General features: G+C 60.7%; 11 protein-coding genes and 2 pseudogenes. 1 reads left to right on the top strand and 12 read right to left on the bottom strand.

What is annotated here, in order from left to right:
* The first annotated feature begins 274 nt into the window (after nt 1-274).
* Complete coding sequence (locus tag H0I39_RS03990; RefSeq protein WP_307776770.1) at nt 275-466, top strand: hypothetical protein; 192 nt, start codon at nt 275-277, stop codon at nt 464-466.
* Between the two features lie 457 nt (nt 467-923).
* Here the strand turns inward: H0I39_RS03990 and H0I39_RS03995 are convergent, their stop codons facing one another.
* From H0I39_RS03995 to H0I39_RS23905, 12 genes and pseudogenes are all read right to left on the bottom strand, one after another.
* On the bottom strand, nt 924-1,067 hold the full coding sequence (locus tag H0I39_RS03995) for a hypothetical protein (RefSeq protein ID WP_180549643.1): 144 nt from the start codon (nt 1,065-1,067) through the stop codon (nt 924-926).
* A 65-nt stretch (nt 1,068-1,132) separates the two neighbouring features.
* Nucleotides 1,133-3,234: pseudogene (locus H0I39_RS04000) on the bottom strand (3'-5' exonuclease).
* 19 nt (nt 3,235-3,253) lie between these two features.
* Nucleotides 3,254-3,499: a hypothetical protein gene (locus H0I39_RS04005; protein ID WP_180549644.1), complete on the bottom strand. Its 246-nt coding sequence runs from the start codon at nt 3,497-3,499 to the stop codon at nt 3,254-3,256.
* Between the two features lie 37 nt (nt 3,500-3,536).
* Complete coding sequence (locus tag H0I39_RS04010) at nt 3,537-4,013, bottom strand: hypothetical protein (protein WP_180549645.1); 477 nt, start codon at nt 4,011-4,013, stop codon at nt 3,537-3,539.
* 5 nt (nt 4,014-4,018) lie between these two features.
* Nucleotides 4,019-4,609, bottom strand: a complete 591-nt coding sequence (locus tag H0I39_RS04015) for a hypothetical protein (protein ID WP_180549646.1) — start codon at nt 4,607-4,609, stop codon at nt 4,019-4,021.
* Between the two features lie 467 nt (nt 4,610-5,076).
* Complete coding sequence (locus H0I39_RS21555) at nt 5,077-5,274, bottom strand: hypothetical protein (protein WP_257645609.1); 198 nt, start codon at nt 5,272-5,274, stop codon at nt 5,077-5,079.
* Between the two features lie 20 nt (nt 5,275-5,294).
* Nucleotides 5,295-6,497 carry a helicase-related protein gene (locus H0I39_RS21560; RefSeq protein WP_257645610.1) on the bottom strand — a complete coding sequence of 401 codons (1,203 nt, stop codon included), beginning with the start codon at nt 6,495-6,497 and terminating at the stop codon, nt 5,295-5,297.
* A 129-nt stretch (nt 6,498-6,626) separates the two neighbouring features.
* Nucleotides 6,627-7,253, bottom strand: a complete 627-nt coding sequence (locus H0I39_RS21565) for a hypothetical protein (protein WP_257645611.1) — start codon at nt 7,251-7,253, stop codon at nt 6,627-6,629.
* On the bottom strand, nt 7,226-8,101 hold the full coding sequence (locus tag H0I39_RS21570; RefSeq protein WP_308645764.1) for a DEAD/DEAH box helicase: 876 nt from the start codon (nt 8,099-8,101) through the stop codon (nt 7,226-7,228). The genes H0I39_RS21565 and H0I39_RS21570 overlap by 28 nt, the downstream gene beginning before the upstream one ends.
* Nucleotides 8,102-8,202: 101 nt before the next feature.
* Nucleotides 8,203-9,801: a DNA methyltransferase gene (locus tag H0I39_RS24580; RefSeq protein WP_444547277.1), complete on the bottom strand. Its 1,599-nt coding sequence runs from the start codon at nt 9,799-9,801 to the stop codon at nt 8,203-8,205.
* A complete protein-coding gene (locus H0I39_RS24585; protein WP_444547265.1) occupies nt 9,684-10,937 on the bottom strand; it encodes a DNA methyltransferase in 1,254 nt (417 codons plus the stop codon). Before H0I39_RS24585 ends, H0I39_RS24580 begins: the two co-directional genes overlap by 118 nt.
* 99 nt (nt 10,938-11,036) lie before the next feature.
* A pseudogene (locus H0I39_RS23905) lies at nt 11,037-14,120 on the bottom strand (BPTD_3080 family restriction endonuclease).
* Nucleotide 14,121: the final 1 nt, after the last annotated feature.

The raw sequence follows: 14,121 nt of genomic DNA on the forward strand, positions 1-14,121 counted from the left end.
GACCCGAAATCGGGGTCTCGGCAAGTAGCGGATTGCTGCGGATTCCAGTGAAAAGTGGACCTTGACAGCCCACTTTCGGGGCATTTCTGCAGTTTTCACCGGCGCACGGTCGACCACTGCAGGGGCGTCAACTTTGCGAGGGACGGGCCCGGTTCAATTCCCATTTGCGGAATCGAACCCGCGTCCGTCAGATCGCTACCTTCCACTCCCGCAACTGGCCGACGGTTTGTGTCAGCCCCTGCTTGAGCAACGTATCCACCCGCTGATGCGCCGGATGCACAAACCCGAACCCAACTTGCCACCCGATGCGCAGGACAAGCGGTCGGTGATCCCCATCGATGCGGGTGACGTCGAGCAGTGGCTGCGCGGCACGGTGGACGAGGCACAGAGCCTGCTGCGGCTCGCACCCGTGGAAACCTTCGATGCGGGGCCCGTCTCGGCGGCGTCTCAGTCCTTGCTGCTGTAGCAGTCTCAAACTACAACCGACCGTCTCCAAACCCTTGTCTCGCAAGGAAGTCGCCCTCGGAGCACTCCACGGACGCCAGAGAAAAACAGAGAAGAGAGAGTCGTCAGAGAGCCTAGCGCCGCGAACCGGCCACGCCCGCGTCCGAAGGGCGATGCCCCGAAACGCAGCAAACACGCGGGGAACGGCCAGAAAAACCCCAACCGAGAACGGTTGGGGCTTCAATATTGGTGGGCGACCATCTACTGAATGATCTGCGCTTACGCGCATGAAATCTACGAATTCTCCGATTAGGTTTTTATTTTTCCCCGTTTGTTCCCCGGACAGACAGGGAAGCGAGAAGAGTTCGTGAAGGTTGTCAACTCACCATCCCAGCGAACTGATCGGACAACTGGATGCTCTCCGCTACCGCCTCAAACCAACCGTTCCCAGCCAATTCAAGCCCTGGAGCGCCAGGCACCTACTGCGCGCCGCCCCGCAACCCCTCGTACAACCCCGCCGGCCCCAGCAGCACGTTCTTGATCCCGGCCCTCACCCACTCCGAATCCAGCGCCTGTCTGCTCATGATCTGATGCCGCTCGAAGGCTTCGATGATGGCGCGCATCCTCTTCAGATTCAGTCCGTCCTTAGCCCGTCCGAATACCCTCAAAAATCTCTGATCGGCAGTTGTCAGTCGGTCAAGTCCGCCAAGAACTCCGAGGCCGGATTCACGCCGGAAACGTGCAGAAATTCTCTCGCACGCGTGCAGGCCACATAAAGAAGATGGCGCTCGGTCGCGTAAACCTCGTCCAGATCGCTTTCGTCGCTCACGCACTCGATGCGTGACTGCAGGGGATCACCTCGTCGTCACAGGCCATCACGGCGACGGCACGGAATTCCAGCCCCTTGGCGAAGTGCATGGTGGCTACGGATGCCTTGCCGATGACCGACTGCACTCTCTCGTCCAGGATCACGAAAGGCACGTCGGCGTGTTGCAGAGCTTCTCGGGCACGCTCCAACTCGGCCTCGCTGCGGACGAACACGCCGATCTCGTGCGCAGCCAATCCGGCATCGACCTGACTTCTGATCCAGTCGCCCACGACCTTGCTTTCGTCCTCCGGGGTCTTGAATTCCTGGACCGTGGGCGATGGACCGTTGAAGACAGACACTGTGCCCTTGCGAGATTCGCTATTGCCATCCACATCGGCGATTTCAGTACCGAGAAGCCGATCGGCCTGCGCACGGATCTGATGCGAGGTCCGGTAGTTCACCATCAAGGAACGCGAGCGTCCACGCACGTCCACGCCGAGTGATTTCCAAGAGAAAGCCGTCTGGAAGATCCGCTGGCCGAGATCGCCCGCAAAGAACAGGGCGTTCGGGCGCCCGCCGCCGACAGCGGCCAAAAACTTCAGCTGCGCTACCGACACATCCTGCGCCTCATCCAGCACCACATGCTCGAACGGCGGATGCTTGCGTTTGGGCACTTCTATGGCCAGCCGCGTGAACACCCCCGCCAACGAGACCAAGCCGTCGGCTTGCAGCTCCTGCCGAACCGCATCAAACACCGACCACAGCAATTGCCGCTGCCCTTCTGACAGCCGAGTCTTACGGCCCAGCCTCACAACGTCGCGATACTCCTCCCAGGTCTGCAACTGCCACGCATCAACGACCTGGTGCCACTCGCCGAACAGAAAGGATTCGCCAAAACGCGAGCCAGACACTTTCGCCGCGTGCTTGGCGAGTCGTGCCCGCACATCGCTGGCCGTAGCGAGCCGAGCCTTGCCAAAGCTGACCTCATAGAGGCGCAGGCCCACGGCGTCAAGTGCCGCCACCTCGATGCGTTCACCCAAGCGCGGTTCGGAACTGATGAGAAGCCGAAGCCTGGTTCGCAGCGCGGTCGCCAGACCTTCCGAAAATGTGGTCAGCAGCACCCGTGCGTCGGCATTGACGCGCGCCAGGTGCGCAGCACGGTGCAACGCTACGATGGTCTTGCCGGTGCCCGCAGAGCCGGATACGCGCGCAGGACCGTTGTAGTCACGCTCCACGAACTGGCGCTGATCCGGGTGCAGGAAAATCGTCCACTTCTCCCACGGATACTCGAAGGCGCGCTCCAGTTCCTCCACGTTCGCCACCACGCGAAAGCGTCGCAGGGCATCGGGGTGCTCGAAGGGATCGGCATTGGGCTGCACCACCACCGGCGCAGCCTTGGGCGTGCCACCCGTAGCCAGTTCCAGCAAGGCTTCGCCTGCTTCCGCGGGCAGGTGCTCGACCAGATCGAGCAGCGAGTCTTCGTCTGCCTTGCGCACATCCTCCAGCCATTCCACTGGCACGCCGAAGCCCAGCAGCAACTGTTCTGCCGTCTGTGCGAACAGCAAGGGCTTCGGTGTGGGTGAGGCGGATGCTGGCACGCGCACCGATGGCACCGGCTCGTCCACGTATTTGGGGACGCGGATTTCTTCCACACGCTCGCGCACTTCCACGAACTGTGCTGCGCCGGTAGTGGGATGCACTTCCAGCTTGCGCCGTTCCGCCCACGCATAGGCCTTGTCGTGGTGATCCACGTAGCAGAGCAGCAGACTGCTCGCAGATTTGTGGACGATTAGACGGATGTCGGAGCCCGCCCGCACCGACCAAAATCGAGTGTCCTTGGCGCGGTCGAGCTTGTGGAAGCTCATCCCCGGATGGGCCGGATTGAGTTGCAAGTCGAATGCAGTGGTCTTGACGACCTTCTGCTCGTCACCGGTCAACCGTGCGAGACTGTCAGTGAACGTGTCGGCAATGCGGAAGTTCATCGTTAACACGCATCCTTGCTTACATAGTTGTCACGCCATGCTCCACTTGGCGTTTCTCGCAACTTGGGCAGGGGAGGGCTTTGCGAAGATTGCCAATATCGACTCTGCTCAAACCGTACGCGACAGAGAGGCGATCGAAATCTTCCGTCGTTATGCCTTCCGCATCGAGATCCTCGGGGACGCCTAAATGCCACGCCTCCGCCCGCAGCCAGGACAGCCCCGGAACGGACGCAAGAGACTTCTCCAATTCAAGGTAGAACTTCATTCGCCCACCCCTCCACACAGGAAGAACGGTATGTCCGTCAGGGCTGATTGGTCCAAAGCCCGTTTCTCCAAGCGCGCCAGAACGCCCTGCCTTGCACTTGGGCCAGCACATTGGAGCTGTAGAACCCCTCATCGGGAGTCTTCGAATCTTTCGGGAACTGGATCGCGATTCCGCTGAAATAATCTCGGAAGCTCTCAGGCACGGCCCGCTGCTGATCGGTGGCGAACTTCGCATCCTTGAGCGGTTCCGTCAAAGCGGCGTCCGCTCGACTCTGGTCGAGAGCAGTGCTCCACCAATTCACTCGATGTCGATGAAGGTTGCTGACCCCGTTCGGCTCAACCACCGAGGTAAAGAACTCGAAGTCCCATTTGCCTCCTCGCGAAGGCTTTACATGGAATAGGGACGCATCGATCGTCCCCGCGCCGATGTCGGCCATCAGAAAGATGTTTCGGGCATTGACGTCAAAACTGGTCGAAACCACGAAGCCGTAAATCTGTGCGGCGATCTCGGGCAACGCAATCACCTCTGCATCATCTTCATCAGTCGGTTCCCCGTTGCGCGATCCAGCGCCGCTTGCACCGAGGCGAGACCCACGTCGCCAGCGGCGTTGGCACACGCCCACGCGGCGGAACCGATGCGCTGAAACAGTCTTGCGGTCTTCGGCGAATCGAGGTGATGGGCGGCTGGCAACCCGATGGCGAGCTTCCAGAAGAGTTGCGTGCTTCGGTAGAGCCCGCCACGAGTGCTAAGCAACCATCCGCGCGAGCGTCGGATGATGAGTGCTAGAAAAGCCACGGCACGACATTGCAGTGCAACTTGGTCTGGATCGGAGAGCAAGGAGAGCTTCAAGTCTCTGTGACACTCCGCGCCGTCCGTGAGTGAAAACCGCTCTCCAGTTTGGTACAGCCTAGAAGGAAGCAGATACTGCTCGATCCCTGTACCAGACCCCAGCGGCACAGCGAATGCTTGGCCCAGTTCATGGTCCCCAATGACCACCTTGACGCACGAGGTGCCGAAATCCAATCCCATCGTGACCTCATGCTGGTCCTCGACCTTGCCATGATGCGCTTGAGTAACGATACCGGAGAGCTCAAAGTCGTCTGACTGCACCGACGCGACGGGCATAGCTGGCCCAAGGTTGAATCTTGCATTGGCAGCGATGGAAAGCCTAATGGTCTGATCTGGCGGTTTCGGCGGTGAATTTTGCGCAGCAGGCCTACTCCGTGTCTGGGCTGATCGTAAACCCGCCTGCCCTGAGCGAGTGGGACCCCGGAGATGCGAGACTAGGCGCCCGTTCTTGGAATCGCTACGTGCCGGCCGTTCTGGTGGGACACCACCCATCGTCTCTCGTCGATTGTTGCTCCTCGTGTGATCAGGGTGAGAGTGAATAGGTTGTGCGTTGGCTCTCGATGCGCTGACGTCAGTAGGAGGCGGCCCCTGCGCAGCGCGACGAGTTGAGTCATCTGCACTTCGGTTCGCCAGGGCGCGATCAGGGCTGGATGCGCCCTTACGATCTGCTTCCTGTTGCGCCTTGATGAACGCCTCCCTTATTGATCGCGCCACCTTTGTCCCCTTCTTCAAACAACTTTGATAACACCCGCCGATACCAGGCTGCTCTGCTCGGTTGCCTTCGCCTTGAGTTCAAGCAAGGCGATGCGCTCCTCGATACGTTGCCGCTCATTGGCCTTGCGCTTTTCTTCCGCAGGCCGCATCCGCAGCTTCTTGGGATCGGCTGAGTGGGTATAGGCACGAATTCTCGCGTCGTACTTTTCCATCTTGTCGTCAAGGTGCTTTCTCAATGCACTGACGTTGAAGCGAATTCGATCCGCATCTTCGCGACGCGTGGACTCAACGAACTCTTTAAACTCCCGTTCAAGAATCTCGCGGCATTCGTCCTGAAGGTTGGCCGTTCTCGCTGTGTCGAGTTCTCCTGTCGCTCCCAGCCATTCCCGGCCTTGCAACGCGCCGACGTTGACGAGACGCTCCGCTGCACTGCCTTCGACAACCCGGCCGGTGTGCAACGATTTTGCAACGTACTCAAGCCGCTCCAGTTCGCGCGAACCTGACACAGACCAACGCATGACTGTGTAGACATAGATGTCAGGCGGCTGGCCTGCATCGGCACTGGATTCAAGCTGCACTGCTGCGACGGGGAGATACCTGGGGTCGCCGCCTGTCGCTTTGATGCGTTCGCTGACAAAGCGAACGAGTGGATGGTCCTGACTGACAATTTCCAAGCTGGATTTGGGTCCGCCAACCTTGTTGTCGAACCTAAGCAGCGGCGGCTTGACGACAACAATGCGGTCCGCGATTGCAGGCGATGAGCCTGCAAAAAATCTCCAAATGCCTGCTTGGCGTCTATCGACAACTCTGCGGTTTGAACAAGCGGCTCACCGGCGGCGGCAATGAGTCGAGTGCCTTCGAACTCATGCTTCAGGAAATCGCGCACATAGGCCAGTAGATCGTCACCGCGAATGTAGCGACCCAGTTCGTTCGCCGCCCTGACTTTGTTGGTGATGAACTCGCCGTGCGCGATCAGGTTTGACGCCTCCTCCTCAAGCTTAAGCTCTTGCTGCGTCCGGGTTTCAATCGCAACAGCGGCTCGATCGACTCGATCGCGCTCTTCGGCTGCCGTTAACCTATGCGATAGCAGTTCGTAACCCAGCTTGCGAATCTCCTCTCCGAGTACGGCCTCCATGCTGCCGAGTGCATTTCGGAATGTGTCCAGGCGCTGCATCAAGCGAGACTGGACGCGCTCGTCAATGGTGTCCGCATAGACCATGTTCCAAATCAGTATTCGTTCGGCTTGTTGCCCGATCCGGTCAATGCGACCAATACGCTGCTCGATCTTTGCGGGATTCCACGGCAGGTCGTAGTTGATGAGCAGACTTGAAAACTGGAGGTCTACGCCTTCAGAGGCCACCTCCGTGGACAACAAGATGTTGGCGCCATCGGGTTTCTCGAACCGCGCCAGTGCATCGTGCTTGTCCATCCCCATGGAGCACGATCGAGGTGATGCCGTCATCCTTTAGACGCTCTGCCAAGTAGTACAGCGTTTGCTTGTAAAAAGTGAACAGGACGACCTTGCGGCCCGGGTACTCCTTCCAATACTTGCTCAGCCGTTTCGTTAGCTCGCGATACTTCGAATCGTGTCTGGAGAGTTCCGCGGAATCGCCGACTGCGGCACTGATCTTCGCCAACTCACGCAGCAGCACACCGTCCTTTTGGTCTCACGATCGGCGAAGAACTCGTCCGCGTCCAGCTCGTATGCTGTTTCGGCCAAGCCCTCCCGATCGGACTCGCCGGTCAGCTTGCTGCGCCAGCCTGCACAGGCAGCAGCCATCGAACTAGCCATCTGGCGTTGAGGGATGGTGAGCATGAAACCTTCAGAGATTTCGAGGTTTTCACAGAACTCCCGGACTTTGTCCGTGACCAGCGTGTAGAACCTGGCCTCCACAGGCGCCATCGTCGCCTTTACAACCTCAGCGTATCGCTCCACCCTGTGCTCGTTGACGTCGCGTTTGAGTGTGCGGGTGATGATCTTGCTGAGCGGATTGATCCGATCCAGCCTGTCCGCGATCTCCGCGCGTCCCCGCGCGCTGGCCAGCACGGCGTCGCTTGGTGGGTTTTCCTGCAGGTAGGCGAGCTGCTCGTTATCGTCGAGATGGCCAGCACCGAGGGCCTCCTCGACCGCAGCGAGAAACTCCGCCTGACTAACGACAGAGTTCAGAACCCTGTCTCGCAGCCTGACCATCGGTACGTTGGCTTCCAGCGTCCACTCAAAAGTCCATTCAAAGGGAATGACTCCTTGTCGAGCAGGTGCAGAAGATTGAATAGATCGCGGTTATGTAACTGGATCGGTGTGGCAGACAACATCACCATGTTCTGCGCAGCCGATCTGAGGAACTCGCCCAGCCGATGGGTCTTCGTTTCCCTGTTGCGCAGGTAGTGCGCTTCGTCGATGATGACCAAGTCCAGCGGTGCATCGTCAAAATCAGCGTCGTCGAGAAACCGCGCTAGCTTCGCTGCGCCGGATTGTGGCGCATCGTCGGTCTCGTCCCAGTCCCGTGGTGGACGGATGCCCTGCAAGCTGGCAATCAGTGCGAACTCTTCGTGTGGGTCCCGAACCGCCTTCTCAAGACGCGCGAGGAGCTCTCCGGCGTTGACGATCTCGGCGCGCACGCCAAAGCGTTCGTTCAGTTCGTGACGCCATTTCTCGCAGAGCATGGCAGGACACGCCACCAGCAGGCGTCGTGCGTCCTGACGAGCTCGAAGTTCGGTCCAAATAAGCCCAGCTTCGATGGTCTTGCCCAAGCCAACTTCGTCGGCGATCAGGATGCCGTTGCTCGGGGAGTCCAGAAACTGGAGCACAGGCTTGAATTGATACGCGAGAAACTGCGTATTGGTGGAGTTGAGGCTGTAGATCAGGTTGGCCAGCTTCCCACTCAACCTGTAGTAGGTGATGGCACCCCGCAGATCGTGGACGCGGCCAAACCGACCGTGCAAGATCATCTCGTAGGGTCCTTGCGGCGTCCTATCGACCTTCTCCAGTGCGCCGGGAAGAAAGAAATCCTCGCTTCCGTCGAAGAAGTTGACAAGCACTCTCCGCCGTGACGCGGGGCCATCCGATTCGTTTGTGAGTATTCCGATTCGGCCAGGATTGGCCTTCAGTCTGACCCTGTCGCCTGGCTGCATGCGACCCCCTAGACGCGAAACACCTTCATGACTTCATCGCCGAGGTGATTGATCACCTTCACCGCGATTCGTCCCGACTTCGGCTTCTCGAACGGGCGCGAGGTGTCGCTGTTCAAGCTCGCCCACGCCTCCGCGTCGATCTCGGCCTTCAGTGTGGTCTTGAGTGCCTTGTACGGGTCGTTCGCGCCGAGGAAGTAGGCGTGGCGGACGAAGAAGCTCTCCTCGTTGTAATCGGTGTCGATGAACCAGCAGGCGATGCCGTCTGCGCCGTCGCTGCGGATTTCGCCGCTGTTGGGATGGAACACGTCCACGCCGTTCACCTTGACGCGCATCTGGTTGGCAGCGTCGTCCTCGCCGCCGTCGAGCAGGTCGATGTCCGGTTCACCGAAGATCACGAACAGGTTGCCCTTGCCGGTGTTCTTCAAGTCCTCGGCCATGTGCAGATCGGCGTTCATGCGCGCCTGCAGCACGCGGATGCGGCCGAGCTTGCCCAGCTCGCTGGCGTGGGCGTCGAAGCTGAAGGCGCAGGCGATCAACACGTCGAAGTCGGCCTCGGCCGCTTCGCGCGCGGCGGCGGCGAGGTCAACGCGGGTGACGGTGCCGAACTCGGGGCCGATGAAGATGGCGGCGCGCTTTTCATCCGTGCCTTCAAGATAACGCGCCTCGGCGCAGATCAACTCACCCGGCCAGGGTTCCAGCGCGGTGAAGTCGATCTTGTCGGCCTTGTGCGCCTGCTGCACGCCAGCGGTGCGCAGGTTCTCCAGGATGATGGCGTTGAAGTCTCGCCCGTATTCGGCCTGCGCTTCGGCAACGTGGTCGATGAGTTCGTCGTTTTCGTCCACACCCAGCACGCGGTGCGGGCTGAGACTTTCCACCGTGAACGGCCCGGCCACGCGCACCTTCTTCTTGTCTTCGTAGGGGCGGTCGTAGAGGAACTCGGAATCGGCCTTGGCGGCGATGCTGGCGTCGATTTCCTTCTGGCGGGCGATGCGCTGCTGCCACCAGTCCTTGTGCGCCTGCTTGGTGGCATCCGGCCACTTGGCGTCAAGCTCGCGCGGGATCTCCCATTCCTGCCACTGCTTACCAAGTGCCTTGTTCAGGGCTTCGCGCAGCGGTTCCAGTAGTTGCTGGAACTTGTCCCAGATGACATTAATCTCGGCGTTGTTGGCGATGGACTTCAGCGTGATGTGCGGCACGCGCTCATAGACGAAGCCGTGGCGGATGTTGCCGCTGGTGGGCTTGCTGCTGGGCGCGCTGCGGGTGATCTCGGCTTCCTTCTGCTGGCCTTCGCGGCTGTCGGCGAGCAGATAGAACGGATAGCGCGCGCCCATGACGCGGGCGCGGGCCAGTGCGAGCGCAACGCGGCTGGTGTCAATCGTGATCCAGCGACGACCCCATTGCTCGGCGACGTAGGCAGTAGTGCCGGAACCGCAAGTAGGGTCGAGCACGAGGTCGCCGGGGGTGGTTGCCATCAGAATGCACCGCTCAATCAACTTGTTCGCGGTTTGAACGACATAGATCTTGTCGCCACCAAACTGGTTTTGGCCAACAGCATCGCTCCAGATATTGTTAAATGGAAATGCAGGGAAATCATCGAGGTAGCGAATGTAGCCAAGATTACTTCCTGAGCTGCGTGAACGCGATTCGCGGCAAGCAATCGCGTCATGCCAGTTTGACCAGTTTTCCAAACGCCCGATGCAGGTCGAAATTCTCGACCTGATACGTTCACTGGATAACGAGTCTTGTCCACACCAGATGACGAAGTCAGATTATCAACGCCAAAAATCCGCGCTCCTTCAGGAATCGTTGCTCCGGTTTTCTCTTCTCTTTGTAGCGGTCGACGCAGGCCGGTTGCCTCCTCAACTTGCGTGTAGAGACTTCCGCCAGCAGCGCCAGCGACCTTTTCACGCCAGAGTTGCTTGTATTTCACAACCTCAATATTCCGGGCGAACCACAGAATGTTGTCAGCAACACCCGGGAGCGTCTTAAGTTCACCTGGACTGCCTGCGCCAGTGGTTTTCTGAGCAACAATGGATACAACGAAGTTTTGCTCGCCGAAAACCTCATCCATCACCGCCCGCACCCGATGCACGTTCTCATCCCCAATCTGCACGAAGATCGACCCACTCTCCGTCAGCAGATCCCGCGCCACCGTCAACCGATCGCGCAGATAGGTCAGATACGAATGAATGCCATCGCGCCAGGTATCGCGGAACGCCTTCACCTGCTCCGGCTCGCGCGTGATGTGCTCGGCGTTGCCGTCCTTCACGTCGCGGCTGGTGGTTGACCACTGAAAGTTGCTGTTGAATTTGATGCCGTAGGGCGGATCGAAATAGATGCACTGCACCTTGCCGCGCAAGCCCTCGCGCTCGGCCAGTGACGCCATCACCTGCAAGCTGTCGCCGAGGATGAAGCGGTTGGCCCAGTGCGCGTCGTGCTGGTAGAACTCGGTGCGCGCGGCCTCGTTGGGCAGGCCGTTGAAGTCGGCGAATAGATCGGCGAAGGTACCTTGCTTCTGCTGCGCCTGTGCCTGTGCCTCGCGGCGCGCTTCGCTCTGGCGGCGCAGGTCATCGACCAGCACCTTGGGATGCACCTTCTCCTGAATGTAGAGCGGCGCGGCCTGCACCACGAGGTCGACTTCGTCCTGCGCATCCTTGCCGCGCCAGACCAGTTGCGGGTCGAGATCGCGGTTGCGCCGCTCCATCGCCACGCGCACCGGCGCTTGCTCGGTCTTGGCCAGCACGGCCTGGTACTCCGCCGTGGGGATGTTCTTGCGCGTGGCTTCCTCGTGCTTGAAGGCTTCGACGCTGATCGGTGTTTTTCTTTCTTTCTCGTGGCCATATCAGGCGTCCTTCTTCGCAACGGTTTCCGTCATGGCGGCGTCGACCATGTGCTCGAAATGCTCCTTGATCTTGGCGGCAAAGTCATCTTGCATCTCGTACACGTCGGTGAACTCGGCGAATGCCCAGCGTCCGTATTTGCCGGCGTGGTTCACGCCGGGCACCCAGTAGGTTTCCATCGTCATCTTCTTCACCACCGCGTCTTCGCGCCGGTAGCCTTTCACTTCCACAATCAGGTGCAGGGGTCGTCTTCACCGTGGCCGTCGTCGAGCTTGACGATGAAGTCGGGGATGTACTTGCGCGTCTCGCTGCCTGCGCGGTAGGGCACTTCCAGGCCCAGGTTGTGGTTCTTGGTGTAGGCCAGCACCTTGGGGTGCGCTTCGGCCACGCGGCAGAACTCGGCCTCCCAGTCGCTGTCGAGGATGACCCAGTTGACGTGGTTCTTGGGCGGCGGCCCCAGCGTCTCAAAGCGGTCGCTGCGCGAGGTGTTGAAGGCGACATGCTTTGTGCTGCCTTCGGGGTTGTAAGGGTCGAACACGGCCTTCACCGGGCGGCCTTGCTTCAACTCCACGCGGGTGATGGCGGCGGTGATGCGCTCGCAGGCCTTGTCGGCCAGTTCCTGATAGAGCAACTGGCCGGGGAAGGTGCCGCCCTTGCAGACGAGGCAGGTGTCCAGCCATTGCTTGACGATGCGCTTCAACTGGCCGAACAGGTGCAGTTGCGGGGCGTCGCCCGCGTCGCGCCATTTGCTGAGGAGCAGGTGCTTGGTGAGGTGCATCAGCACGGTGGACGGGCGCACGTCGTCCAGATGCTGCAGGTTCAGTTCGACCGCCTCGCCGATGATGCCTGCCTGCACGTTGCGCGACGGGCCGACCAGTTCCGGCGTGAGTTCCAGCACGGAGTCTTCGTTGAACTCGGCGCTCAGGCGATCCTGCGGCAGTTCCACGCGGTAGCCGACCACGCGCGGGAAGCGGATTTCCAGCGCATCGCGTTCCGGGCGCACGGCGCGGACGCGGATCACCTCCGCAGGCGGCTCGGGCGGGATCACCACGGGTTGCGCCGTGAAGTTGAAGGGGATGCCCAGCACGTCGGCGTATTCGACGTTGAACAGGCCCTCGGCGTTGAGTTCGTAGGACTGGCGGCGCAGGGCGCGGCCCACGACCTGTTCGCACAGCAATTGGGTGCCGAAAGCGCGCACGCCCAGAACGTGGGTGACGGTGTTGGTGTCCCACCCTTCGGTGAGCATCGCCACCGACACCACGCAGCGCACCGATTCGCCGAGGCGGCCTTCCTTGCCGACGGTGTTCATCGCCTCGCGCAGCAGTTCCGAGTCGGTGAGCTTGTCGGCGGCGTGGGCGTCGCCGGTGCGCTCGATGATTTCGCGGCGGAAGCGGTCGATCTCGTCGCTGGCGATGGTGCGGAAGTTGTCGTCGAGGGCCTCGCCGGATTCAAGCTGTTCGCTGTCTACCAGCAGGGTGCGCGGCCGCGCCAGCGGGTTGCCGTGCTCGTCGTGGTTCTGGAACAGCTTGAGGCGCCCTTCCACCAACTGGCTGCTGCCGTCGTCGTTCTCCTGCTGAAAGCCGGAGATGAAGTCATAGACCAGCTTGGACGTGGAGGTGTTGTTGCACACCACGATGAAGCACGGCGGCACCTTGATGCCGGCCTTTGCCAGTGCTCGAACACCTTGACGTAGTGGCCGTAGAGGGCTTCGAGCGCGGTTTGCAGCTCCACCGGAAGGCTGAGCGGGTCAAGCCGGTTGCCCTTGCCGCGACCCTTCTTGGGCATGCGCTTGCCGATGTGCTTCCACAGCTCCCGATACACCGGCACCTCGTTGCCGGGGATGTTGTCGGCCACCGGCACGCGCGGCAACTTGACGATGCCGCACTCGATGGCATCCATCAGCGAGAAGTCGCTCATCGTCCACGGGAACAAGGTGCCTTCGGCGTAGCCTGATCCGCGCAGGAAGAAGGGTGTGGCGGAAAGATCGAACACGCGCGCGAGGCCGAGCTTGCGGTTCACCGCTTCGAGGCCGGAGATCCACAGCCGAGCGGCCTCGTTGTTCTCCTCGGCTTCCTTGCGGTCGTCGCCCTTGAGGTCTTCGTCTTCGTCGCTTTCGCTGGGCGGCTTCTCGCGGTAGCAGTGGTGGGCTTCGTCGTTGATGGCGAGGATATTCTTCAAGCCCATCAACTCCGGCAGCACGCGCTGGAGCATCTGGCCTTCGGTTTCCAGCGTCTGCATTTCCTCGCCGCCGCGCCCTTGCAGCAGACGGCGGCCACCGCTGGAGACTTCGAGCCGCTCGCGCAGGCGGAAGGCGTGGTAGTTGGTGATGACGATGCGTGCGTGGGCGATGTCCGGCAGCATGTCGCTGGGAACCAGCTCGCGGTTGGCGTAGTAGCTTTCCGTGTCGTTGGGAAGCAGCACGCGCAGGCGATCCTTGATGGTCAGACCCGGTGCGACGATGAGAAAACCGCGTGTGAACTTCTGGCTGTTGGGGCGGCGCACGGCATTGATGGTCTGCCACGCGATGAGCATGGCCATGACCGTGGTCTTGCCCGCGCCGGTGGCGAGCTTCAGGGCAAGACGGCTGAGTTCGGGGTTGGCCTCGGTGTTGGCCTTGGAAAGATGGTCGAGGAAACGCTGGCCGCTCTTGCCCAACTGCGGCGCGACCTCGGTGAGCCAGATCGCGGTTTCCACCGCTTCGACCTGACAGAAGAACGGTCGGATGCCAGAGAACGGGTGACCGCGCCAGTGCTGCAACAAGCGCGCGGTTTCCGGTGTGACGCGCCACTGAGCGGGTGGCAGCATCCGCCACTTGTCCACCTCTTCGCGCACCGCATTGATGACGGCGGTGTGGTCGTACTGCTGCTTATCCGTGGACAGACCCTGCCCTTCGTCGAACACCAGTGACGCCTGATCCCCGCCACCTTTTGCTTGCGCGGCTTCGGGATCGGAGTGATGAAGTCAGCTTGGCGGCGCGACTCTTTGATGATTTGCGTGGGCTGACCGGAGCTGTCCAGTTCCCAATGACGCGCAGGACGCGCGTAGGGCGAGTTCAGGATGGGCTGATCGAAGAACGGGTTGGACATG

It is taken from the genome of Ottowia beijingensis (assembly GCF_013423955.1).
Taxonomy (GTDB): domain Bacteria; phylum Pseudomonadota; class Gammaproteobacteria; order Burkholderiales; family Burkholderiaceae_C; genus Ottowia; species Ottowia beijingensis.

Coding starts and splice junctions, on each gene's coding strand:
- H0I39_RS21560 (WP_257645610.1), bottom strand. CDS start 6,497: ATGGGGATGGACAAGCACGATGCACTGGCGCGGTTCGAGAAACCCGAT.
- H0I39_RS04005 (WP_180549644.1), bottom strand. CDS start 3,499: ATGAAGTTCTACCTTGAATTGGAGAAGTCTCTTGCGTCCGTTCCGGGG.
- H0I39_RS21555 (WP_257645609.1), bottom strand. CDS start 5,274: ATGGAAAAGTACGACGCGAGAATTCGTGCCTATACCCACTCAGCCGAT.
- H0I39_RS21565 (WP_257645611.1), bottom strand. CDS start 7,253: ATGGTCAGGCTGCGAGACAGGGTTCTGAACTCTGTCGTTAGTCAGGCG.
- H0I39_RS03995 (WP_180549643.1), bottom strand. CDS start 1,067: ATGCGCGCCATCATCGAAGCCTTCGAGCGGCATCAGATCATGAGCAGA.
- H0I39_RS03990 (WP_307776770.1), top strand. CDS start 275: ATGCACAAACCCGAACCCAACTTGCCACCCGATGCGCAGGACAAGCGG.